This window comes from Streptomyces sp. AM6-12 (genome assembly GCF_044327085.1).
Taxonomy (GTDB): Bacteria; Actinomycetota; Actinomycetes; order Streptomycetales; family Streptomycetaceae; genus Streptomyces.
On sequence record NZ_JBIQWN010000002.1, the window covers coordinates 939561 to 960776 of the forward strand.

Below are 21216 nucleotides of genomic sequence, written 5' to 3' on the forward strand. Positions count from 1 at the left end.
TCTTCCATGCCCGGCGCGCACGATGCCCGGCTCGCACGGCCGGTCGGTGAGGACGGAGGGGCAGGTCTTGTTCGAGGACTTCGAGACCAGGCGGGTCGAGACGGAGGAAGCGTCGATCTTCGTGCGCCACGGCGGGGAAGGACCGCCCCTGGTGCTGCTGCACGGCCACCCCCGGACCTCCGCGACCTGGCATCGCGTCGCCCCGCTCCTCGTCCAAAGCGGTTTCACCGTGGTCTGCCCCGACCTGCGGGGATACGGCCGCTCCACCGGCCCGGCGCCCACCGCCGACCACGCCGGGTACGCCAAGCGAGCCGTCGCCGGTGACGTGGTGGAGGTGATGCGCGCCCTCGGCCACGACCGGTTCGCACTCGCCGGACACGACCGCGGAGGCGCCGTCGCGCTGCGGCTCGCCCTCGATCACCCGCACGCGGTCTCGCGCGTGGCGTTCCTCGACTGCCTGCCGATCACCGAGCACCTCTCCCGCATCACGGCGACGTTCGCCACGCAGTGGTGGCACTGGTTCTTCTTCGCCCAGCCGGACATCCCCGAACGCGTCATCAACGCCGACCCGGACAGCTGGTACCGCGGCGATCCCCGGAGGATGGGACAGGAGAACTACGACGAGTGGCGCGCGGCCACGCGCAACCCGGACGTGGTGCGGGCCATGCTGGAGGACTACCGGGCGGGCCTCACCATCGACCGGCGGCACGAGGAGGCCGACCGCGCCGCCGGCGCCCGTATCCACTGCCCGGCGCTGGCCCTCTGGTCCCGCCGGGACGACCTGGAGGACCTGTACGGAGACCCGGTGAAGATCTGGCGGCGATGGGCCCCGGACGTCCGCGGCCACGGCATCGACGCCGGACACCACGTGGCCGAAGAAGCCCCCGAAGCGCTCGCGTCCTCCCTCACGAGCTTTTTCACCGGCCGGCCCTCCCCGGCGGTCCCGCAGCCGGCAGAGGGGGCGTGACCGCGGGCGGCAGGAGACCGCGCGCGGCAGGAAAAGTCACCCGCCGCACGGTGATCACCGCTCATACGAAGATCACCCGGCCACACAGACGATCACCCGGCCACACAAAGGAGGCGGCCCCCGCGGGAGCCGCCTCCTTCGTGCGCGGTCAGCGCGAGCGTCCCGTCAGCACGCGGTAGAGCAGCAGCACGATCACGGAACCCACGATCGCGGCGATCCAGGTCGAGAGGCTGAAGAAGCCGTTGATCGAGTGGACGCCGAAGATCACCTTGCCCAGCCAGCCGCCGAGCAGCCCGCCCACGATGCCGATCAGCATCGTCACCAGGCAGCCGCCCGGGTCCTTGCCGGGGGTCAGTGCCTTCGCGATGGCGCCCGCGATGAGGCCGATCAGGATCCAGGCGATGATGCCCACGAGGTTCGTTCCTTCCGTTGCGCTGCGGCGCCCCAGGGGCGGGGCTCCCACGTACTTCCGCTTATCCCGCACGGCGCGGCCTATGCAGGACCGTTTCATTGCCGGGCGCGGGGAGACTCCTCACACTGCACCCACAAGCGCGGACGTCCCGGAGAGTGGTTCCCATGCGACCTGCACCCGGATGCCGGCGGAGATCCCCGTACGAGCACGTCACGAGCCGTACGCGGGCAGCGCACGGCGCCGAAGACCACGCGTGCCCGCCATGAGGTCCCTCGAACGCGCCGACGGCTTCCAAAGACGCCACCGCTGGGTGGGCCAGCCGCTCGCCGTCGTGTACAAGTTCTACGACGACCAGGCCATGTACCTCGCGGCCCTGCTCACCTACTACGGCTTCCTCTCGCTGTTTCCGCTGCTCCTGATCCTCGTCGCCGTCCTGGGCACCTTCCTCAGCGGCGACCCGGCCCTCCAGCAGCGGGTCATGGACTCGGCGCTGAGCGAGTTCCCGGTCATCGGCGACCAGCTCGGGCACAACATCCACTCCTTCCACGGCAGCGGAGCCGCTCTCGCCGCGGGCATCGCGGGCAGCCTCTACGGTTCGCTCGGCGTCGCCCAGGCCGCGCAGTACGCCCTCAACAAGATCTGGGCCGTCCCCCGGCACGCCCGCCCGGACCCGCTCCGCTCGCGGCTGAAGGGGCTGCTGTTCCTGCTGCTCCTCGCGGTCGGGCTGTGCGCGTCCACCCTGCTGTCGGTGGCGGCCTCGCAGACGTACCTGTTCGGCGCGCGACTGCGGGGCGGCGGCTGGCTCGCCGCGACCGCGGGGACCGTGTGCCTGAACGCCTTCCTGCTGCTCCTGAGCTACCAGTTGCTGACCCAGCGGCGACTGCCGCTGCGCCGGCTCACCGGCGTCGCCCTGTGCGGCGCCTTCGCGTGGCAGGCGCTCCAGTGGGTGGGCTCCTACTACGTCAGCCACGTGCTGCGCGGGGCCACCGCCACCTACGGCATGTTCGGCATCGTCCTCGGCCTGCTCGCCTGGCTCTACGTCGGTGCCCTGATCTTCATCGCGGCGGCCGAGGCGGCGTCCGTGCGGGTCATGCGCCTGTGGCCGCGCAGCCTGCTGACGCCGTTCACCGACCGGGTGCGGCTGAGCCCGGCGGACCGCCGCGCCTACCGGTCCTACGCCGCCACCGAAGCCTTCAAGGGGTTCCAGAAGGTCAGCGTGCGCTTCGGACCGCCGCCCGACCCCAAGCACGGAAAACCGCCGGACGGTACGCCCTGAACGGCCCCGGCCCCCGGCTCCCGCACGCGGCTACGGCCGCTCGATCACCCCGTCCGCCGAGATCCGGGCCGCGTCCGGGCCGAAGTCCTCCGCCGACACGCCGGAGACCAGGTCGATCGCCTCGCCGCCCGGCTCCGGTGTCCCCGGCTCCACGATCCGTGTGGGGCGCAGGCGCCCGGACACATAGGTGCCGTCGGGGCGCAGGGTCACCTGGAGCACACCGCTGGTCGAGAGCGTCCCGCCGAGGCCGAGCACCTCGTAGCCGGTGAAGTTGCCCAGGCTGTAGGCGATCAGCCTGCCCTTGTAGAACTCCATGCCCCGCATCACGTGCGGGCCGCTGCCCACCACGAGATCGGCGCCGGCGTCGATCACCGCATGGCTGAAGCGGTGGCTGTCGCCCCGGTCCTCGCCGAGGAAGTACTCGGTGCCGGGCGCCACATGGACGCGGTCCGAGCCCTCCGCGCCGGCGTGCATCACGACGATCACGACATCCGCCATCGCCGCGGCGCGGGCGGTGAGCCGCTTCGCGGCGGGGATGTCCGTAAGATCGCTCGCCCCTTGGTCGGGAGCGAACCCGAGCAGCGCGACCCTGATCCCGTGGACCCGCTGCACGGTGATCTGGCCCAGACGGCCGGTGTACGCCAGGTGCGCGGAGCGCAGCGCGGCGAACGTCTCGCGCCGTCCCTGCGCCCCGAAGTCGTCGATGTGGTTGTTCGCCGTGTTCAGCGCCGTGAACCCGGCCTTCCTGAGCCAGTGGCTGTAGGACGGCGGGACGTGGAACGCGAAGCAGTTCGGGCCGTCGATGGAGTCGCACTTGCTGGTGCCGCCGGTGGCGAGCGTGCCCTCCAGGTTCCCGAGCACCACGTCCCCGGTGAGCAGGCTCTCGACGGGATCGAAGAACGAGGCTCCGCCGTCCGGCGGCAGCTTGTCCGGCAGCGAGCCCATCACGATGTCCCCCACGGCGGCGATCCGCAGATTCCCGGCAGGGCGCGGAGCCGGTGCGCCGGGCACCGCGGACCCGGTTGTCCGCACGGGAGCGGCGCCGGGGGAGACCCGGTGATTCTCCTTGTCGGCACGGAACACGAACGCCGCGACGACCACCAGAGCCGCCCCGGCCAGGCAGAGGGCGAGCAGGTGGCGCCGTACCGGCCCGCGCCGCTCGTGCCGCCGCTGGGGACACCGTCCGCCGGACATGATCACCGGCTCATGCTACGAAGCATGCCCCGACCCTCCCCGCAGGGCCGCCCTCCGGCGTGTTCCCGGCACCCTCGCCGTGCTCGGGCGGCGCGAGCCTCCGTACCCGCCCGGCACGTCGCAGACCCATGCCCGCCGTCGCCTCCGGCAGCCGAACTCGCCTGTTAGGACTGCCTGTTACTGTGTCCCGATGGAAGTCCTCGGAGCCGTTGCCTGGCCGCCTGAGCCGATCAGTACCGAGAGGCTCGTGCTCCGTGAGCCCGAGAGCCGGGACCGTCCGGCGTTCATCGAGCTTCTCGCCTCGACAAAGGTGCACACCTACCTCGGCGGTCCCCGCCCGCGCGACCAGCTGGAGCGCGAGACGCCCGCGGTGCCCCAGCGGTGGCCCGGAAGTTTCGTGGTCGAACTCGACGGGTCGATGATCGGCCACATCCTGCTCCGGAGAGCGACGGGACACTGTCGCCCGGCCGCGGAGGGCAAGGCCGACCTCGGCTACCTGTTCCTGCCGCGGGCATGGGGACAGGGGTACGCCGCCGAGGCGTGCACGGCGGCACTCGGCTGGCTCGCCGACGAGCTTCCCGGCGAGCCGGTGGTGCTCACCACCCAGTGCGCCAACACCGGCTCGCTGCGCCTGGCCGCGAAGCTGGGGTTCACCGAGGTGGAGCGGTTCGCGGCCTGGGACGCCGAACAATGGCTCGGCATACGGCTTCCGGACACGCCGTCCAGCTGAGTCCGCGACGCCCCCGCCGGTGACCACCGGCCCGGCCGGCCGCGCGAGCGGTCCGCGACCCGCCGCGCCCCGCGCCGGTCACAGTGGCCGGGTCACTCGCTGGGGAACGAGACGCCGAGGTCCGCGCGGATCCGGTCCAGGGCACGCATGACCCTCAGCGTCTCCTCCAGGGGCATGAGGTCCGACTCCAGCCTGCCGGCGGCCACGCACCGCGCCGCTTCCGCGGCCTCGTAGCACAGGCCGCCCTCGCGCAGTACCGGCACGTGGCAGCCGAGCGGTTCGTTCGACCGGTTCACCAGGCGGACCGTCGCCGGGGCGTAGAAGTCACCCTCGATCTCCAGCCGTGCGCGCGTTCCCGAGACCGAGGCGGTGGTCGGGGTGCGCGCGTGCAGCGTGGTGTTGAGCAGGCCGTGCGCGCCCGCGTCGTTGGTGACGACGATCGACGCCTGGGCGTCTACACCGGTGTCGGTGGTGTCCCCGACGGCGGTGATCGAGGCGAACGGCCCCAGCACCATCCAGGCGAAGGAGACCGGGTAGACGCCGAGGTCCAGCAGGGCTCCGCCCGCCAGCTCGGGGGCGAAGAGGCGGTACGCCGTGCGCGGGTTCATGAACTGGCCGTGGTCGGCGGTGACCGTGAGCACGTCGCCCAGCAGACCGAGGTCGAGCACCTGGCGGACCACGTCCATGTGCGGCAGGAAGCGCGTCCACATCGCCTCCATGCAGAACACGCCCTGTCTGCGGGCCGCCGTGGTCAGTTGCTCCGCTTCGACGGCGTTGCGCGTGAACGCCTTCTCCACCAGCACGTGTTTGCCCGCCTGGATCGCCATGAGGGCATGCGCGTGGTGCTCGGAGTGCGGCGAGGCGATGTACACGATGTCGACCTGCGCGTCGTCGAGGACCTCGGCGTAGCTGCCGTAGGCCGCGGGTATCCCGAAGCGGCCGGCGAAGGCGCGGGCCCGGTCGGCGTCGCGCGATCCGACCGCCACCACCCGCTGTCCGGTGTGCGTGCGCAGCGCCTCGACGAACGAGGCGGCGATACCGCCCGGCGCGATCACCCCCCAGCGCAGGACCGGCGCGTCACGCGGGGACGGCGTCCGCGGCGCGGTCAGCGCGGTGCCGTCCATGAGTTCGTCGGTCCGTCGGGTCTGCGGCATGGAATTCCTCTTCGAGCGGTGCGGACGAAAACATACGGCGTCGTGATCGGCGCCCCCTTGGCGCCGACCGTCTCGTGCCCGGCCCCGACCGGACAAGGCGCTCGGGAAAACGTTCAGCCACTGTGAACGTTTTCCGGTCGGATCCGGCCGGAAAACGAGTCGGCTTTCCCGGCATGCTCCGCGGGTTCCGCCTCCATTCCGCATCGGGCAAGGGAAAGCCGAAATCCACGGCCGCTTGACAGCTTTCCGTGCGCCCGGCTGACTGACGCCCGGCAGCGTGACGAAGAGAGCGCGCTTTGCTCGGCGTTCTCCACGGGTCATCAGATGTTCCGACCAGAAGGCGGAAGTGGAGCAGAAGCAATGAAGGCAAGAGGTCTGGCCGAAACGGTCGGTGCCGTCGTATCGAGGCGCGCCTGCGCGGTCGCCACCGGTGGGGTGTTGGCCGTCGGCGCGCTGGTCGCCGCCCCGACGACCGAGGCGTCCGCCGCCGGGAGCCAGCAGAGCATCGCGGTACCGGCCTACTTCTCCCCCGACTCGGGCGCCGGGCTCTGGGACAAGCTGGCCAGCCCGGCCCCCGGCGCGGGCCTGGCGGTCGCCAACCCGCAAACCGGTCCCGGCAGCGGCAAGGACGACTCCTACGCCAAGGCGATCCAGAAGGCGCACAGCGCGGGCACGAAGGTCGTCGGATACGTCGACTCGGGTTACCTCGGCACCAAGGGCTGGACCGCGCCGGACGGCGGCACGTCCGTGCAGGACTGGGTCGACGGCGCGAAGGCCAACGTCGACAAGTGGTTCAGCTGGTACGGCAGTTCGGGGATCGACGGCATCTTCTTCGACGACGGGCTCACCAGCTGCGGCACCAGCTCCAATCCCGATGTCTACGTCCAGGCGTACAAGACTCTCCAGGCGTATGTGAAAAGCAAGGACCCCGGCGCCAAGGTCGTCGTGAACCCCGGCGCTTCGCCCGACGAGTGCTACACGCAGGCCGCCGACACGCTGGTGACCTTCGAAGGAACGTATGACGACTACGTCAAGGGTTACAGCGACGGCCGCCAGGCGTGGGAGGCGTCCGCGGACCCGTCCAAGATCTGGCACCTGATCCACACGACGGGCAGCGAGTCGCAGATGCGCAACGCCGTCTCGCTGTCAAAGCAGCGCAACGCCGGGTACGTCTACGTCACCGATGACGACAACACGCCGGTTGACGGGCAGCAGTGGGGCAACCCGTGGGACACCCTGCCCGCGTACTGGTCGGACGAGGTCAACGCGGTCGCGGGCGGTGGCAGCGGCTCGGTCGCCAGGAGCGGGCCGGTGAAGTCCGGCATCGCCGGCTACTGCCTGGACGTGCCCGGCGACACCGGCTCCGACGGGGCCAAGGTGACGATCGCCCCGTGCGACGGCTCGGCGGGTCAGCAGTGGACGGCCGGTGCGGACGGCAGCCTCCAGATCGACGGCAAGTGCCTCGACGTCACCTACGGCGCCACCGCCAACGGCAGCCCGGTCGCCCTGTACGACTGCAACGGCCGGCCCAACCAGCGGTGGAACGTGAGCGGCGCCACCCTGGTCGGCGCCGGCTCGGGCCGCTGCCTGGACGATCCCCAGTTCTTCACCGACAGCCATCAGCTCGACATCTGGGACTGCGACGGCGGCAACAACCAGAAGTGGACGCTGCCCTAGTTCCCGATCGCCTTCCGCCGGCCCCCGCCACCCCACCGGGCGGGGGCCGGCGGAAGCACGTCCCGGCGCCCGCGCCGGGACGGCACGTGCAGGACCCCTTTTCCCCACCGGAGCATCCTCATGAAGCTCGAACTCACCCGGAGCAGAGCCGCCGCGGCGGCGCTCGTCGCCGTGGCGGCACTGCTCTGGCCGCTGCTGGGCCCCGCGGACCGGTCCCCGGCCGCCGACACCGACTCCTATCCACTGCTCTACGACCCCGGCCCCTCGCACGACTGCTGGGGCCGGAACGTGGACGACGACAGCACCAAGAAGGACACGGCGCACGAGAACACCAGCGGCTGCGGCGCCTTCGCCCCGGACAAGGAGTTCCAGCGCGACATGGCGCAGCCGCAGTCCACCCCCACGTGGGACGAGGGCACACTGGGCTGGGGCGTGTCCGACCGGGGCGCGACGCCCGGATACTCGTTCTCGGCGCAGACCGGCGCCAAGACCGTCACCATGGTGAACAACGCGGCCGGCACGGACTGCGGCCTGCGCGAGACCAATATCGGCTACACCTACCAGAACAGCCAGCTGAGGTGGGGCCCCGACCGCAGGAAACTCACGCTGGGCGACGGGCAGGTGAACGTCTCGTACGACGCCACCGTTCACCAGACCGCCGATTTCACCTGCCCCACGAAGCGCGCCATCCTCACCACGGACTTCATCTTCGACAATACGGTGACCGGGCAGCCGGCCGTGTTGTCGGTCGTCCACTACGACGCCGAGAACCGGTTCTCGGGCTCGAAGTCCGGCAGCGTGCTGTGGGACACGCTGAATTCCGACCACACATGTGACGCGGGGTACGGCTGCCGGGTCATGGTGAAGAGTCCCACCGCAATGCTGGGCGACGGCCAGAAGGGCTCGGTCGCCGACGACGTCAGCGGTCTGTTCGACCAGTACGCCGACTACCTCAACCCGCAGAACCTGCCCAAGGACAAGTTCTCCCTGCGCGGCCTGCAGATCGTGAGCAGCAACGAGGGCGGCTCCACGACCGCTTCCGTCAGCGACATCGATGCCCGCCTCACACCGGGCGGCCCCGCCCAGTCCGCCATCAGGTACTCCGACAAGAACGGGCCCCTGTGCCTGGACGACACCGGGAACCAGAAGACGTATCCCGCGGACGTCGAGGTGTACTCGTGCAACGGATCGGACGCGCAGAACTGGGACATCGGCTGGGACAACACCCTGCGGGTGAACGGCCTGTGCCTGGACGCCGAGCACGGTGACACCTCCAACGGAACCAATGTGATCCTCTGGCAGTGCAACGGCGGGCTGAACCAGCAATGGGTGCTCGGCCGTTACGGCCAGATCTACAATCCCGTCTCCGGCCGCTGCCTGGAGGCCAAGTCGGGCGGGGCCGTACAGAGTGGCTACTCCGATCTCGACCTGTACGACTGCTGGGGCGGCACGAACCAGAAGTGGTGGACGCCGTACGGCGATTTCCACGACCAGTGACCGCGCGCGCCCCCGGTCCTCGGACCGGCCGGTGCCCCGTCCCGGGCCAGGGCCCGGACCTGGCGCGGGACACACACCGGTCCGGTTGGCATAGGCTGGCCTTCCGGGGTGGCTGACCCGTTTCCCCTGCCGCCGCATGGCGCCCCCGTGCGGCGGCGGGACCGGCGAGCGCGGCCCTCCCGCACATCAGTGACCGGCTACGGCGAGCACCCGGACCACGGGCCGAGCGCCGGCGCGGCGAGGGAAAGAGCAGCACGACCAGCGCGACATGACAGCACCAGAGAACCCGCCCCAGCACCCCGAGCACGCGGACCTGTTCGCGGGCCGGCCGAACGAGCTGCGGGCACTGCGCGCCGCGGCCGTGTCCGCCCGCGCGGGATCGGCGGCCGTCGTCCTGGTCCAGGGGGCGCCCGGCACCGGGAAGTCCGCCCTCGTCCACCACTGGCTCGGCGGACTGGCCGGCTTCACGGTCCTCGGCACCGCGGCGACACCGGCCCGGCTGCCCGACGACTTCGACTGCCTGTCCCGGTTGCTGGGCACCGTGAGGAACCCGGCCCGGCACCACTGCCCGGCCGGACGACAGCGGGGGACGACAGACACCGGGCCCGGCACGCCCGGCCTCCCGACCGCCCTGCGACGCCTCCTGAACACGTCGTCGGCGGCCCCGCTCGCCCTCTTCGTGGACGACGCCCAGTGGGCGGACGGCCCCTCCCTGCGGGCCCTGCTGGAAGCGGCCCGTACCGGCGGCCGGATATGCCTGGTGCTCGCGGCCCGCCACTTCCAGGACTGGGACGAGCAGACCCTGCGCGCCCTGCACAGGGTGCACCCGCTGACCCGGATCGGTCTGGGCGAGCTGAGCGAGAGCGAGGCGCGGACGGTCGTGGCGGCCGCCCTCGGCGACCGGGCGGACGAGTCGCTGACCCGGCGTCTGATCCTGCGGTCGGGGAGGCACCCGCTCTACCTCACCCGACTGCTCGGCGAGCACCTGGACGCCCCGGCCGGTGGCGGCACCGGGCCGGGCCTGCCGCCCGCGGCGGTGCGGCGCCAGCTGTGCGGCCTTCCCCCGTCGAGCGTCGCGGCGCTGGAAGCGCTGGCCGTGCTCGGCGGCTCCGCGTCGGTGCCGACGCTGAGCGCCGTGCTCGGCGCGCCCGACTGCACCTTGGCGCTGGAGCCCCCGGCCCGCGAGGAGTTCATCACGCGGACGGTGGCGCAGGTCCCCACCGTGACCTTCCGGCACCCGGTCTTCCGCGACGGTCTGTACGACGCCCTGCCGACCTGGCGTCGCCGCGCGCTGCACCTGGCCGCGGTGCCCGCCGTCGACGGACGGCTGCGCCTGACGCACAAGGTGGCGGCGGCCGAGACGGCGGACAGCCGTCTGGCGGCCGACCTGCTGGAGCGGGCGACCGACGAACTCGCCGAGGGCCAACTGCTCGCCGCGGCACGCTCGTTGCTGTCCTCGGCGGCTCTATCGCACGCCGAGGACCACCGCACCGGCCACCTCCTCTACGGGGCGGTGCGGCTGCTTTTCTGGGCCGGGGCGGACGCCGAGATCGGGCGGCACGCGGACGCCGTAGCCTCTCGCCGGCCCTGCCCGTGGCGGGACGAGGCCCTCGGCCTTGTGGAGTTCGCCGCGGGCCGGCTGACCTCGGCCGTACGGCTCCTGGAGCGGGCGCGGAGGTCACTCGCGGCGCACGACCCCGGACAGCGGGCCGTCGTACTCGCCGAACTGGCCTGGGCGCACGCGATCCTGGGACAGGGTCAGGCGGCCCAGCGATACGGTGAGCAGGCGCTGGACCCGGCCCGCGCCGGGGAAGCGGCACACGCCACGGCGGCCTCGGCGGGCGTGACCGCCGCGCCGGACGGCGACCTGACGGCGCCCTGCGGAGGCGGCGCCGAGGACCGTGACGGCGCTCCCGGCGTCGTCGTACCGCCCGGCGTGCGGCAGGCCGCACGAGCGCTGGCGGCCTACGGCGCGGCCCTGTGGCATGGCCCGCGGTCCGGCCTGGAGATGCTGGCCACGCTGCCCGAGGACGCCGACGAGATCGAGGAGGAGGGGCTGCCCGCCCTGACCATCCGGGGCGTTCTCCGGCTGGCGGACGGCCGGCTGCGGGCCGCGACGACCGATCTGACCATGGTGCTCGCCCGCGGCCGGCCCGGTGCCGCCCGCCTCCTCGGTACGGCAGGCTCCGTCCACCTCGTCATGTGCCACCTGCTGGACGGCGACTGGGACCGGGCGGCGCTGGAGGCGGACCGGGCGCTGGAGGACGAGCAGAGCCGTTGCTTCGACGCACCCGTCCTGTGGTCCCTGCGTTCCGTGCTCCACGCGTTCCGCGGCGAGCACGACGCGGCCGACACGGCCCTGCGTCAGGCCGTGCGGCTGGCGCAGTCGCTGGACTTCGCGGGCCCCCACTACCACACGGCCATGGCCAGGGCGATGCACGCGCGGGCCCGCGGCGACCACGAAGGCGTGGTGGTCGCCCTCCAGTTGCTGGCCGACCGCTTCGTCCACTCCGACCGCGTCCGCATCGTCGCCACGGGCTGGCTGCCCTTCTTCGCGGAGTCGCTGGTCGTGTGCGGCCTCGCCGACCTCGCGCAGGGCGTACTGAGTGAGCTTCGGGAGGCGGGCGACGACGCCGATCCGCATCTGCGCGTGGCCCAAGCCTGGGTGGCGGGCCGTACCGCGGAGGCGGCCGGTGAGCACCGTACGGCGCTGCGCACGTACACGGAGGCGACCGGGCTGCTCACGCCCGGACAGGACATTCCGCTGCTGCGCGCCCTGCTGCGGGCCGGGTGCGGGCGGGTCGCGAAGGCCACCGGCCGGGTGCACGCCGCCGCCGAGCACTTCCGCGTGGCCCGCGACATCCTCACCCGGCTCGGCGCGCGGCCCTTCCTCGCCGAGTGCCCGGCCCAGCGGGAGGCCGCCCTGGCGGACGGTACGGACGGCACGCCCGGACACCCCCGACTGACCGAGCGCGAGGGCGAGGTGGCGCAGCTGGTGGGACGCGGTTACACCAACAGGGAGATCGCCGAGGCGCTGACGCTCAGCGCCAAGACCGTCGAGTATCACCTGCGCAGCGTGTTCGTGAAGCTCGGCGTGCGCAACCGCCGGGAGCTGCGGCGGCGCGTGCAGGGCGAGGGCGACTGACCGGGCTCCGCCGGCCCGGCGGTTGACCGCGCCCCGCCGGGCCGCCGTACCGTCTCACGCGGGGTCGTCGCGTCCGGACGATCGTGCGGAGGACGGGACGACCACCAGGATCGTGTTCACGCCGGTTCTGCGCAGGGCCGCCACCAGTTCCGCGTCCGCGTGCGAGTCCGTGACGACGGTGTGCACGGAATCGATGTCGGCGATCTTGGCCTTGTGCACCTTGCCCAGTTTCGAGCTGTCGGCCACGACGATCCGGTGGGTGGCCTGCTCCAGCATGGCCCGGTCGATCTCCGCCCCGCTGGCGCTGTACTGGGTGAAACCCACCGTCGGGGTGATGCCGTCGGCACCCACGATCGCGTAGTCGAAGCGGTACGAACGCAGCGTGTGCTCGGCGGGCTTGCCCACCAGGTCGTTGGAGAGCGGACGGGCGATGCCACCGGTGACGATCACCTTCGCCGACTGCCGCGCCGACAGTATGGTGGCCGTGTCCAGGCCGTTGGTGACGACCGTCAGGTCCGAGCGGGCGGCCAGGCAACTCGCCACGGAACCCGCCGTGCTGCCGCCGCTCAGCGCCACGGTCAGCGGACCGCTGGGCAGCAGCGTCGAGGCGAGCGCCCCGATCCGGCGTTTGGCCTCCTTGTTCTGCGACTGCCGCAGACTCACCGGCGGTTCGGCGCTGCGCCGGGTGGCGGCGATCCGCCCGTAGGACCGCCGGATCAGGCCCCTCTCCTCCATGGTGGCCAGGTCGCGGCGGACCGTGGGCCCGGACACCCCCAGGGCCGTAGGCAGGCAACGCACTTGCAGTTCACCGCGCTGGGCCAGCAGGGACATGATGACCGAGATACGGGAGTCACGGCGTACGCCGCTCATGCGCGACTCCGCACGGCGGAGCGGGCGGCCACGGCACCGCGGGCGCGGCGGTGACGCTCCTTCCACGGTGCCTCGGCCCTACCCGTCGCTGATGACGATCGCACAGTCCGCGACTTCACTACTCGCCCGCTCCCGCGTCTCTGGTTCGTGTTCCGGCCCCGGTGCGCTGCTGTGGAACGCAGGCGGCACCGGGGTCTGCCGTCCAGCCAGCGTGGCCGACGCGCGCGCGGCGCGGATCAGGGAAAGTCCCCAGGGTTTCCGACCGCGATGCCTCAGGCGGAGCACTCGTCGGGGGTGAGGGCGGTCAGCGGGGACAGGGACACGACATCGTCGACGCGGCCGTCCGCCCCCTTGACGGGAGAGGTGGAGGTGAAGTCGGTGATGGCGTAGTAGTGGTGGCCGTACCCCTGGCCCGCCTTGTCGCCGGTCTTGCTGTAATTGATCCACAGCACGCCGTTCACCTGCTGCTCCTGGTAGCGGTGCTGGAGGTGCGCCTTGTAGCCCTTCGGCACGTAAGCGGAGAACTGCTGGGTGGTGCCCTCGGCCGTGCCCCACGTGTAGGAGTAGCTGGTCGAGATGGAGGCCTCGATCAGCTCGTCGATCCCCGCCTTGAAGCTCGCCGAGACCGTCACGCTGTTGCTCGTCGTGTAGGTGGTCGTAGAGGCCCAGTTGAGGTTGTTGGCGTCGTTACCGCCGTAGCAGTTGGCGTAGTCGGAGGTCAGCGGGGTCCAGCTGCCGTAGCCGACGTCTCGGGGGTCCCCGTAGGGGTAGAAACCGCAGCTGACGTCGGAGAGTTGGCCCAGCTGTGCCTTGGCGCAGTCGTCGACGAGCTGCGAGGCGCTGACGGCACCCGGCTGCGACTGCTGGGGGAAGGCGTCGGCCGGGGCGCCGAACCGGGTGCCGTTCTTGAGGCACACCTCGTGGTCGCAGTACTGGGGCGTCTCGGCGAACGCGAGGGCCGTGCCCAGGGTGGCGAACGCGAGGGTGGCGGCTGCCACGGACACGGCACGTGCGGTACGTCGGGGCATGCGGGCTCCTCGGAGGAATGCGAGCCGGGTGGCGCGGACGCGTGAGCCCTACGGCCTGCCGCGCGCGGACCACCGGACGGGTGGGGGGTTGGCCAGGACAGACGGGAGATCGCCGTTAACTCGGCCCCGGTCCCTTGGAGTTGACACGCTAGCCCCTCGACTTGCCGATCCTCCACGCGCGCGCCCGCACCGTGCAGACCACCTGATCGATCATGACCCTCGCGTTGACAGGAACGGACGACGGGCCTACGGCGACATCGACTGGACGCGAGGGGAGAGGCCCCCGGTCCGCCGCCCGCGTACCGGACGCGCCCCGCCGGCGCCCCGAGGTCCCGGGCACTGCCTGCGCCGCGGTGACGGCCGCCTCCCTTCTGCCGTCACCGGCCGCGAAGCGGCCACCTCCACCGGCCGCGCCGCGGTGGTTCGGCCCCCTGCGGCGGCTTCGTCGGCGGGGCGATACGATCCGGATCCAGCCCCAGCCTGTGCGGGTGGACGCACACAGGCGTCCGGTCGTCCAGGGTGTAGCGGAAGCCGTCGGCCGGGTCGAACGGGCACTCCCACGAAGGGCGGGAGTACACGACGAACCCCTCGCGCGGCAGCCGCTTGGACGGGCAGATGCCGCATGCCGGATGGTCCTCGCCCCGTGCGAACGGCTCGCTCATGCCGGCACGGTAGCGGAGCCGGGCGCAGGGCAGGGGGTGCCCCGGTCAGTGTCCGTGGACGGTCAGCCGGTAGCCCTCGGGTCCGGTGAAGGAGAAGGCCGGACCGAACGGGGTCGTGATCAGCGGGCTGACGTCCTCCGTGCCCGCCGCGACGAGCCGTTCGCGCAAGGCCGGGGCGTCGGAGGTGCGCAGCCACAGCGCGACGCCGAGACCGGGGCGCGCGGCGTCGTCCAGGTCGACGTCGGGCAGCGGCTCGCGGACGGCGAACGGGATCGGGCTGGTGGCGAAGACGACCGCGTGCGCCGGTCCGCCCTCCGCCCGCCGCAGCCCGAGCCGCTCCTCGAAGAACGCGGCGGCGGCCGGCACGTCCTTCACCTGGAGAGCGATGAAATCAGGTCCATCGACAGTGACGGTCATGGTGACTCCAAGGGTCGGCCCATCGAAACGGGTATGTCAGAACTTTGACATGACGACCGTAGGTCCCGGCCCACGGTATGTCAAAATGCTGACATGGAAGAACGAGTGCCCGTACCGTCGCCCCACCCGATGTCCGACGTCACCGAGCACGTCGGATACCGCCTCAAGAGGGCGTCGGCCGCGCTGCGCGGCGCCATGGACAGGGCGCTGCGCGGACACGGCCTGACCGTCCCGCAGTACTCCTGCCTGGAACTCCTCGACGAACGGCCCGGCCTGTCCAACGCCGACCTCGCCCGCGGCACCTTCGTCACCCGGCAGTCGGCCAACGTCGTCCTGCGCGGCCTGAAGGAGGCCGGCCTCATCACTCAGGCGACCAGCACCGACCATGGCCGGGCCCTGCCCGTCCACCTCACCGAGGCCGGACAGCAGCGCCTGCACGCCGCCCGCACGGCCGTGTACGCCATCGAGGAACGCATGATCGAGAGCATCCCCGGACGCCGGCTGACGGCGCTCCTGGCCGACCTCGACTCGATGGCCGAGGCCCTGGAGACGTGAGCGCCCGGCCGCGGACGAGGAGGCAGCGGGTAAGGCAGGATCAGGCCCCGCGGGCGCCGGCTGTGCCGTAGGCGGCGCGCCAGGCGGCGGGCGGGGTGGCGGCCTGGCGGCGGAAGAACGTGCTGAAGTTGCCCGCGTCGCCGAAGCCGAGGCGGCGGGCGCAGCCGGTGACCGGCAGGTCGGTGTGCGCGAGGAGCCTCTTGGCTTCCAGCAGGATGCGCCGGTCGAGGAAGGCCTTGGCGCTCGTGCCGGTGGCGGCACGGGTCGCTCGGGCGAGGGTGCGCGCGTCGTAGCCCAGTGCCCGAGCGTAGTCGGCCACGTGGTGCCACTCGGTGAAATGCTCCTCGACGGCGGCCCGGTAGGCGCGGAAGACGGCCGCGGACCGGTCGCCGGCCGGGACCGCGCCGGTGCGGACGGGCGCGTCGGTGCGGTCGGACGCGTCGGGAAGCACCCGCAGGAGCAGCGCCGCCAGCAGGTGGGCGAGCAGCGCGGGGGACCCCAGGTGCGGGTCGCGCACCGTCGCGTCGTGCTCGCGGCCGAGGTGTTCGGCCGCTAGCAGGGCGAGGGGCAGGCGCTGCCCCGCCAGCCGCCAGCAGACCGGTGCGCCGGCCTCCGCTGTGGTGAATCCGGCGAGGAAGCCGGGCCGGAAGAGGACGAGTGGCCCGTCGCACGCGTCGATGTCGCTCCAGCGGTGCACCATGCCGGGCCGGATCCACACCGCGCTGCCTTCCGCCAGCCGGTAGGTGTGGAAGTCGGCCTCGTGGCCGCCGGTGCCGGTGACGATCAGGGCGAGGACGTGGAAGTCGGGGCGCTGGGGGAGGACGCGGCGGCGGTGCGTGTCCATCTCGCGCAGTGCGGCGAAGTCGATGACCTCCACACCGTGGGACGAACCGACGGCGGGGGAGTAGCGCAGCTGCCGTACGGCATCGTGTCCGCTTTTCACAAGCACCGTGCCTCTTTCCACCGGGCAGCGGCTCTCACCGGCCGTACGGTCGAAGTGCGCCTGACAGGCAGGTCAGTCTACTTGTTCGAGGTCGTGCACGCGCGACGCCGGTCGTCGCGGGCGGCCAAGGGAGAGGCATGAGAATGACGGAAAAGACAACACCAGTGACGGTGCCGGGCGGCTCCCTGGAGGTACGGGTCGGGGGCCGTACCGGACCGACCCTGGTGTTCGTCCACTACTGGGGCGGCTCCGCGGACACGTGGGACGCGGTGCTCCGCAGTCTGTCGCCCGGCCAGTCGACGGTCCGCTTCGACCAACGCGGCTGGGGCGCCTCGCGGACGCTGCCCGGCCCCTACGACCTGGAGCGGCTCGCCGACGATCTGGCGTGCGTGGTGGCGGCGTGTGCGCCGGGGCCGTACGTCCTCGTCGGCCACTCGATGGGCGGCAAGGTGAGCCAGCTCCTCGCGGCCCGCGAGCCGTCCGGTCTGGCCGGCCTTGTCCTCGTCGCGCCCGCACCGCCCGAGCCGCCGACCACGGTGACCGCGGAGTACCGACAGGGGCTGTCCCACGCGTACGACACACCCGAGTCCGTGCGGTACGCCCTCGACCGTGTCCTGACCGCCACGCCGCTGCCGGAGGCGGTGCTGGCCACCGCGGTGCGCGACAGCCTCGCCACCGGGCCCGAGGCGCGGCGGGAGTGGCCGCTGCACGGCATCGCGCAGGACATCACCCGCGCCGCCCGCGCCATCGCGGTCCCGGTGACCGTGCTGGCCGGGGAGAACGACGTGGTGGAACCGCCGCATGTCCTGCGCGAGCACCTCCTGCCGCACATCCCGCACGCGACCCTCACCACCGTCCCCACCGCCGGCCACCTGCTCCCCGTGGAGGCCCCCGAAGCCGTCGCGACCGCCCTCGGGGACATCCTCGGGGTGTCGTGAGCCCCGGCCCTCAGCCCTGCTTGGGCGCCGTGATCGGCACCAGGCGCAGGGTGAAGGAGTGGCCCGCCGGGTCGGTGTAACCGCGTTCCTCGTACGGCCCCGCCGCGTCCCGTGTCGCGATCGGCCGGCCCCCGAGCCCCACCACGCGCCGCTCGGCCTCGTCCATGTCCTCCACCAGGAAGACCAGATGGGCCTGGAGGGAGTTCTCCGGACGCGGCCAGCTGGGCGAAGTGGCGTTCACATCACGGCGGAAGGCCAGCCGCATGCCGTCGGCGCCCCGGATCTCCACGAGGTTCGCCGACACATCCGTCCGCTCGCCCTCCAGGAACTCCTTGTAGAACACGGAGAGTTTCTCGGGCTCGGCGCAGTCGAGGACCACGACGCCCGCCTTCACCAATGCCATGCTTCCTCCCGGTGAACGACCTGCCTTAGCGGATATCCCCGCCCGCCCGATTCAGTCGGCGGCGGGCAACGGTTCGGTGTCCGCCGAAGCTCAGGGCCGTCGGGCATGGCGGAGCTCCTTGTGGCGGCAGGCGGAGACGGGCCGGCGGCTGTACTTCCACCGGGGCACCTCGACCGGCTGAGCGGGCGTCGCCGCCGTGTCGGGCGTCGCTGCTCACCCGTCGAAGCCGGTCACTGCCACAGATCCCGGCTCGAGCACACGCGCGCGCCCATGTTCCGCTCCATCATCCGCAGCGCGGCCCGCGCCAGGTCCTCGTGGATGTGCGCTAGGGCGTCCCTGGGAACGATCACGTCGAAGTGACGGATGTGGGCGTCGAGAGCCGAGTAGAGCACGCACTGCTCGGTCACCTGCCCGGTGAGCACCAGCCGGTCGATGTTCTGCTGCCGCAGCAGGTATTCCAGGGGGGTCTCGAAGAAGACGGAGTGTCGCGCCTTCACGACGAAGAGGGAGTCGCCGTCCGGCTTCAAGGGCTCCACCAGGTCGCTGTGCGGCCCGCGCAGAGCATGCTCCAGCAACTCACCGTGATGCGATCGCCACTCACCGAAGTTGTCGTTCACGTAGATCACCGGCGCCGAGAGGTCCCGCGCGCGCCGCAAGAGGTCCGCCACCACCGGTACGACGGTCCGAGCCGACGGAATCAGCAGGTCGGCGTCCTTGTGGTCGTACGTGTTGATCATGTCGATGACCAGCAGCGCGGTCCTTTTCTCAGCGTTCACGCCGACCGGGTTCCCCATCCGGCGGGTGCGGCAACCGGCTCAAAGGAACCGGACGGCGATGTCGAGAATCCGTGCCCGGCTCCGTCCCCGTACCGAACGCGACGACAATGGATCGCACCAGCACCCAGGAGAGACACGATGGCCAAGTACCTGCTGCTCAAGCACTACCGCGGCGCCCCGGCAGCGGTCAACGACGTGCCCATGGACCAGTGGACGCCGGAGGAGATCTCCGCGCACATCCAGTACATGAACGACTTCGCCGCCCGGCTGGAACAGACCGGCGAGTTCGTCGACGGCCAGGCACTCGCCCCCGAGGGGATGTGGGTCCGGTACGACGGCGAGGGGCGCCCGCCGGTCACCTCCGAGGGCGCGAGCACGGGGGGTACGCGCCATCGCGGCACTGCACGCCGACGCGTCCACCGCCGAGGAGACCGACTGGGTGCAGATCGTCGAGTGGTACGACGAGCTCGTGCGCCTGACCGGCAACCCGGTCGTCCGGCTCAACCGCGCGGTCGCCGTGGGCGAGGCCGACGGTCCGCGCGCGGGGCTGGCGGCGCTCGCGGCGCTGGACGACTCCTTGCCCCGCCACACCGCGGTGGCCGCGTACCTCCACGAGCGCGACGGTGACCTGGCGACGGCGGCACGGCTGTACGCCGAGGCGGCCCGTACGGCACCGAACCTCGCCGAGCGCGACCATCTGACCCGCCAGGCCGCACGGCTCAACACGCTGCTCCGCCGCTGACAGCTCACCCTGCGCATCCGCCCCGACGACCATCCGGGGCCGGTTCCGGCGAACGCGCGGCAGGCCCGTCAGGACGCCGGCAGTGCGCCTGCCGGAGCGGAGGCGGTGCCCAGCCCGGCGACCAGATCCCCGACGGCCACACGGTCCAGGTTCCCCGCGGCGTCGCCCGCTCCGGGGAACAGCCGGTAAGAGGTGCCCGAGACCCGGGCGGGCCCGACGCACCCGTGCACCGCCGCCGGGAACACCCGTGTTGCGGAGGCGAGTCCGGCCGCCGCCGTGTCGGGAACCGGGTGCGCAAACCGCTCCTCGGGCTCCCGCAGGAAAGACACCCGGCAGGCGGACGCGGCCACGTCCTCGTCCGGCTGCCGGAGCCGGGCTGCACTACGCGACGTCGGTTCGTGTCATCAGCGGCGACCGCGAGTGCGCCACCAGACTCGGGCTGGTCAGCGGCATGATGTTCCACGTCGCCACCGCCGCGCCCGCGCGGGCGTCGACCGACAGCCGCAGGCGGTGCGGTGTGGTGATGACGTAGATCTCGGCGACGAACATGCCCCCCTGCCAGCCGCCGGCCGCGGCGACCGGTCGCCCGAGCGGCGAACTTTCCCGCCAGTCCCCGTCGCCGACGTCGACGTCGAGAATCGAACCTGTCCGCAGCCGAAGGAGCCGGCCATCGCCCGCTGGATCGACGCTCACCGTGGTCCCGTCGGGCAGTGCCGAACCCTCGGCGGAGCCGTCGAGCCTCGGCTCGGCGGAGCGCGTCCGGGCGGCCGAACCCTTCGGCGTTGACTCCGCGACCTCAGCCGGAGGCGGCTTCGAGGAGGGTCTCGGCGGCGGCGGTGCGGGCGTAGAGGACGGAGCGGCCGGCGCGGTGGGCGCTGACCAGACCCGCGTCGCGCAGCGCGGTCAGACACTGGGACACCGCGGCTGCGGAGAGCCCGGTACGGCGTGCCAGCTCGGTGGTGGAGGCCGGAGTCTCCAGTTCGGTCAGCAACAGGGTCCGCGAGCGGCCGAGTACGCCGGCCAACGCATCGGTCCTGCCGACGGGCCGGGATTCCCACAGCGAGCCGACGCCCCGCGCCGGATAGGCGAGTTGCGGCGGGTCGGGCAGTGCCACGCGGGTGCGCAGGCGTCCGCTGAAGACCGATGGAATCAGTACCAGCCCCGCGCCTGCCGTCTTGCGGGACAGCGGTTGCTTGCGGCGAGCCAGCCGCAATGCGTTGTCGTCCCAGACCACCGCGGCGTGCAGGTCGTTGAAGAGGTGGCTGGCGCCGTGCTCGGCGACTTGGCGGGCGCGGTAGTAGACGTCGGCGTTGAGCACGGCGCGGATCCGGGCCCAGTAGGGGGCGACTGCCAGCTTCCAGTAGTTCTCGATCGCTTCGGCGACCTTGGCCAGCCGGGCCCCCGGGTCGGCGTACAGAGCTTGCAGCCGAGGGCCGAGACCCCCCTGGTGACGGGTCAGGTGATCGAGGTCGCGCCGTACCCGGTCGACGGGAGCGGCCCGGATCGCGGCCAGCTCCGTCGCCAGCGCCGGAGCCGGGCCGGCGGGTGCGGGGTTGAGGAAGTCGGGAACGTATCCCGAGGGTGGGATGAGCTCGGCGAGCCAGCCCAGGGCCGCTCCGGCGGTCGCCAGTCGCGGTCGTACCTGCTCCACCCAGATGTGGTGCACCGGATGCCTGGCGGCGGAGTTCAGCAGCCGGAAGCTGGGCGTGATCTCCCACATCGGCGAGACGGCGAACCGCATCTGCGCCAGATCACTCGTCGAGAACGCCAGCTCCGCCACGCCAACTGCTCCAAGGATTCACATATGCCTTAATCAATGGTGCACCAGCT

Annotated in this window: 20 protein-coding genes and 2 pseudogenes; 10 read left to right on the forward strand and 12 right to left on the reverse strand. The window is 72.0% G+C overall.

Features of this window, described 5'->3' with window-relative positions:
* The first annotated feature begins 67 nt into the window (after positions 1-67).
* A complete protein-coding gene (locus ACE4Q9_RS32615; RefSeq protein ID WP_397988107.1) occupies positions 68-967 on the forward strand; it encodes an alpha/beta fold hydrolase in 900 nt (299 codons plus the stop codon).
* Positions 968-1115: 148 nt separating this feature from the next.
* Here ACE4Q9_RS32615 and ACE4Q9_RS32620 read toward each other — a convergent pair whose 3' ends face one another.
* A complete protein-coding gene (locus tag ACE4Q9_RS32620; protein ID WP_397988108.1) occupies positions 1116-1379 on the reverse strand; it encodes a GlsB/YeaQ/YmgE family stress response membrane protein in 264 nt (87 codons plus the stop codon).
* Between the two features lie 262 nt (positions 1380-1641).
* On the opposite strand from ACE4Q9_RS32620, the gene ACE4Q9_RS32625 reads away from it, so the two are divergent.
* Entirely contained in the window at positions 1642-2655 is a 1014-nt protein-coding gene (locus tag ACE4Q9_RS32625) for a YihY/virulence factor BrkB family protein (RefSeq protein WP_397988300.1), read from the forward strand.
* A gap of 30 nt (positions 2656-2685) precedes the next feature.
* Here ACE4Q9_RS32625 and ACE4Q9_RS32630 read toward each other — a convergent pair whose 3' ends face one another.
* Entirely contained in the window at positions 2686-3849 is a 1164-nt protein-coding gene (locus ACE4Q9_RS32630) for a CapA family protein (RefSeq protein WP_397988301.1), read from the reverse strand.
* A 190-nt stretch (positions 3850-4039) separates the two neighbouring features.
* Between ACE4Q9_RS32630 and ACE4Q9_RS32635 the strand changes: the two genes are divergently transcribed.
* A complete protein-coding gene (locus ACE4Q9_RS32635) occupies positions 4040-4579 on the forward strand; it encodes a GNAT family N-acetyltransferase (RefSeq protein ID WP_397988109.1) in 540 nt (179 codons plus the stop codon).
* 92 nt (positions 4580-4671) lie between these two features.
* On the opposite strand, the gene ACE4Q9_RS32640 is transcribed toward ACE4Q9_RS32635, so the two are convergent.
* Positions 4672-5733 carry a Gfo/Idh/MocA family protein gene (locus ACE4Q9_RS32640; protein ID WP_397988110.1) on the reverse strand — a complete coding sequence of 354 codons (1062 nt, stop codon included), beginning with the start codon at positions 5731-5733 and terminating at the stop codon, positions 4672-4674.
* Between the two features lie 360 nt (positions 5734-6093).
* Between ACE4Q9_RS32640 and ACE4Q9_RS32645 the strand changes: the two genes are divergently transcribed.
* From ACE4Q9_RS32645 to ACE4Q9_RS32655, 3 genes are all read left to right on the forward strand, one after another.
* A complete protein-coding gene (locus ACE4Q9_RS32645; protein ID WP_397988111.1) occupies positions 6094-7410 on the forward strand; it encodes a spherulation-specific family 4 protein in 1317 nt (438 codons plus the stop codon).
* Between the two features lie 120 nt (positions 7411-7530).
* Positions 7531-8907, forward strand: a complete 1377-nt coding sequence (locus ACE4Q9_RS32650; RefSeq protein WP_397988112.1) for a ricin-type beta-trefoil lectin domain protein — start codon at positions 7531-7533, stop codon at positions 8905-8907.
* 268 nt (positions 8908-9175) lie between these two features.
* Positions 9176-12052: a LuxR C-terminal-related transcriptional regulator gene (locus ACE4Q9_RS32655; protein ID WP_397988113.1), complete on the forward strand. Its 2877-nt coding sequence runs from the start codon at positions 9176-9178 to the stop codon at positions 12050-12052.
* Positions 12053-12106: 54 nt separating this feature from the next.
* On the opposite strand, the gene ACE4Q9_RS32660 is transcribed toward ACE4Q9_RS32655, so the two are convergent.
* From ACE4Q9_RS32660 to ACE4Q9_RS32675, 4 genes are all read right to left on the reverse strand, one after another.
* Positions 12107-12922, reverse strand: coding sequence for a DeoR/GlpR family DNA-binding transcription regulator (locus ACE4Q9_RS32660; protein WP_397988114.1), 816 nt, complete (start codon positions 12920-12922; stop codon positions 12107-12109).
* Between the two features lie 272 nt (positions 12923-13194).
* Positions 13195-13950, reverse strand: a complete 756-nt coding sequence (locus tag ACE4Q9_RS32665; protein ID WP_397988115.1) for a hypothetical protein — start codon at positions 13948-13950, stop codon at positions 13195-13197.
* 377 nt (positions 13951-14327) lie between these two features.
* Entirely contained in the window at positions 14328-14612 is a 285-nt protein-coding gene (locus tag ACE4Q9_RS32670) for a hypothetical protein (RefSeq protein WP_397988116.1), read from the reverse strand.
* Between the two features lie 45 nt (positions 14613-14657).
* On the reverse strand, positions 14658-15029 hold the full coding sequence (locus tag ACE4Q9_RS32675) for a VOC family protein (protein WP_397988117.1): 372 nt from the start codon (positions 15027-15029) through the stop codon (positions 14658-14660).
* 93 nt (positions 15030-15122) lie between these two features.
* On the opposite strand from ACE4Q9_RS32675, the gene ACE4Q9_RS32680 reads away from it, so the two are divergent.
* Positions 15123-15584 carry a MarR family winged helix-turn-helix transcriptional regulator gene (locus ACE4Q9_RS32680; RefSeq protein WP_397988118.1) on the forward strand — a complete coding sequence of 154 codons (462 nt, stop codon included), beginning with the start codon at positions 15123-15125 and terminating at the stop codon, positions 15582-15584.
* Positions 15585-15624: 40 nt separating this feature from the next.
* On the opposite strand, the gene ACE4Q9_RS32685 is transcribed toward ACE4Q9_RS32680, so the two are convergent.
* The gene (locus ACE4Q9_RS32685; RefSeq protein WP_397988119.1) at positions 15625-16527 is read right to left on the reverse strand and encodes a helix-turn-helix domain-containing protein; all 903 of its coding nucleotides are present in this window, start codon (positions 16525-16527) and stop codon (positions 15625-15627) included.
* Positions 16528-16670: 143 nt separating this feature from the next.
* Here ACE4Q9_RS32685 and ACE4Q9_RS32690 point away from each other — a divergent pair, with 143 nt between their 5' ends.
* On the forward strand, positions 16671-17465 hold the full coding sequence (locus ACE4Q9_RS32690) for an alpha/beta fold hydrolase (RefSeq protein WP_397988120.1): 795 nt from the start codon (positions 16671-16673) through the stop codon (positions 17463-17465).
* A 10-nt stretch (positions 17466-17475) separates the two neighbouring features.
* On the opposite strand, the gene ACE4Q9_RS32695 is transcribed toward ACE4Q9_RS32690, so the two are convergent.
* Both ACE4Q9_RS32695 and ACE4Q9_RS32700 read right to left on the reverse strand, forming a co-directional pair.
* Complete coding sequence (locus ACE4Q9_RS32695) at positions 17476-17868, reverse strand: VOC family protein (protein WP_397988121.1); 393 nt, start codon at positions 17866-17868, stop codon at positions 17476-17478.
* Positions 17869-18098: 230 nt separating this feature from the next.
* Positions 18099-18605, reverse strand: coding sequence for a cysteine hydrolase family protein (locus tag ACE4Q9_RS32700; protein WP_397988302.1), 507 nt, complete (start codon positions 18603-18605; stop codon positions 18099-18101).
* 177 nt (positions 18606-18782) lie between these two features.
* Here ACE4Q9_RS32700 and ACE4Q9_RS32705 point away from each other — a divergent pair.
* Both ACE4Q9_RS32705 and ACE4Q9_RS32710 read left to right on the forward strand, forming a co-directional pair.
* Positions 18783-19004: pseudogene (locus tag ACE4Q9_RS32705) on the forward strand (hypothetical protein); the annotation flags it as partial.
* Positions 19005-19032: 28 nt separating this feature from the next.
* A pseudogene (locus ACE4Q9_RS32710) lies at positions 19033-19386 on the forward strand (RNA polymerase subunit sigma-24); the annotation flags it as partial.
* Positions 19387-19767: 381 nt separating this feature from the next.
* Here the strand turns inward: ACE4Q9_RS32710 and ACE4Q9_RS32715 are convergent.
* Positions 19768-20079 (reverse strand): hypothetical protein, encoded by a 312-nt coding sequence (locus ACE4Q9_RS32715; protein WP_397988122.1) that lies wholly within the window; start codon positions 20077-20079, stop codon positions 19768-19770.
* A gap of 103 nt (positions 20080-20182) precedes the next feature.
* Positions 20183-21157, reverse strand: a complete 975-nt coding sequence (locus ACE4Q9_RS32720) for an ArsR/SmtB family transcription factor (RefSeq protein ID WP_397988303.1) — start codon at positions 21155-21157, stop codon at positions 20183-20185.
* Positions 21158-21216: the final 59 nt, after the last annotated feature.

Excerpts from the sequence above, each read along its gene's own strand:
- ACE4Q9_RS32650 (WP_397988112.1), top strand. The coding sequence starts at position 7,531 with ATGAAGCTCGAACTCACCCGGAGCAGAGCCGCCGCGGCGGCGCTCGTC.
- ACE4Q9_RS32680 (WP_397988118.1), top strand. The coding sequence starts at position 15,123 with ATGGAAGAACGAGTGCCCGTACCGTCGCCCCACCCGATGTCCGACGTC.
- ACE4Q9_RS32690 (WP_397988120.1), top strand. The coding sequence starts at position 16,671 with ATGACGGAAAAGACAACACCAGTGACGGTGCCGGGCGGCTCCCTGGAG.
- ACE4Q9_RS32655 (WP_397988113.1), top strand. The coding sequence starts at position 9,176 with ATGACAGCACCAGAGAACCCGCCCCAGCACCCCGAGCACGCGGACCTG.
- ACE4Q9_RS32660 (WP_397988114.1), bottom strand. The coding sequence starts at position 12,922 with ATGAGCGGCGTACGCCGTGACTCCCGTATCTCGGTCATCATGTCCCTG.
- ACE4Q9_RS32625 (WP_397988300.1), top strand. The coding sequence starts at position 1,642 with ATGAGGTCCCTCGAACGCGCCGACGGCTTCCAAAGACGCCACCGCTGG.
- ACE4Q9_RS32645 (WP_397988111.1), top strand. The coding sequence starts at position 6,094 with ATGAAGGCAAGAGGTCTGGCCGAAACGGTCGGTGCCGTCGTATCGAGG.
- ACE4Q9_RS32665 (WP_397988115.1), bottom strand. The coding sequence starts at position 13,950 with ATGCCCCGACGTACCGCACGTGCCGTGTCCGTGGCAGCCGCCACCCTC.
- ACE4Q9_RS32635 (WP_397988109.1), top strand. The coding sequence starts at position 4,040 with ATGGAAGTCCTCGGAGCCGTTGCCTGGCCGCCTGAGCCGATCAGTACC.
- ACE4Q9_RS32640 (WP_397988110.1), bottom strand. The coding sequence starts at position 5,733 with ATGCCGCAGACCCGACGGACCGACGAACTCATGGACGGCACCGCGCTG.
- ACE4Q9_RS32700 (WP_397988302.1), bottom strand. The coding sequence starts at position 18,605 with ATGATCAACACGTACGACCACAAGGACGCCGACCTGCTGATTCCGTCG.
- ACE4Q9_RS32695 (WP_397988121.1), bottom strand. The coding sequence starts at position 17,868 with ATGGCATTGGTGAAGGCGGGCGTCGTGGTCCTCGACTGCGCCGAGCCC.
- ACE4Q9_RS32675 (WP_397988117.1), bottom strand. The coding sequence starts at position 15,029 with ATGACCGTCACTGTCGATGGACCTGATTTCATCGCTCTCCAGGTGAAG.
- ACE4Q9_RS32630 (WP_397988301.1), bottom strand. The coding sequence starts at position 3,849 with ATGTCCGGCGGACGGTGTCCCCAGCGGCGGCACGAGCGGCGCGGGCCG.
- ACE4Q9_RS32670 (WP_397988116.1), bottom strand. The coding sequence starts at position 14,612 with ATGAGCGAGCCGTTCGCACGGGGCGAGGACCATCCGGCATGCGGCATC.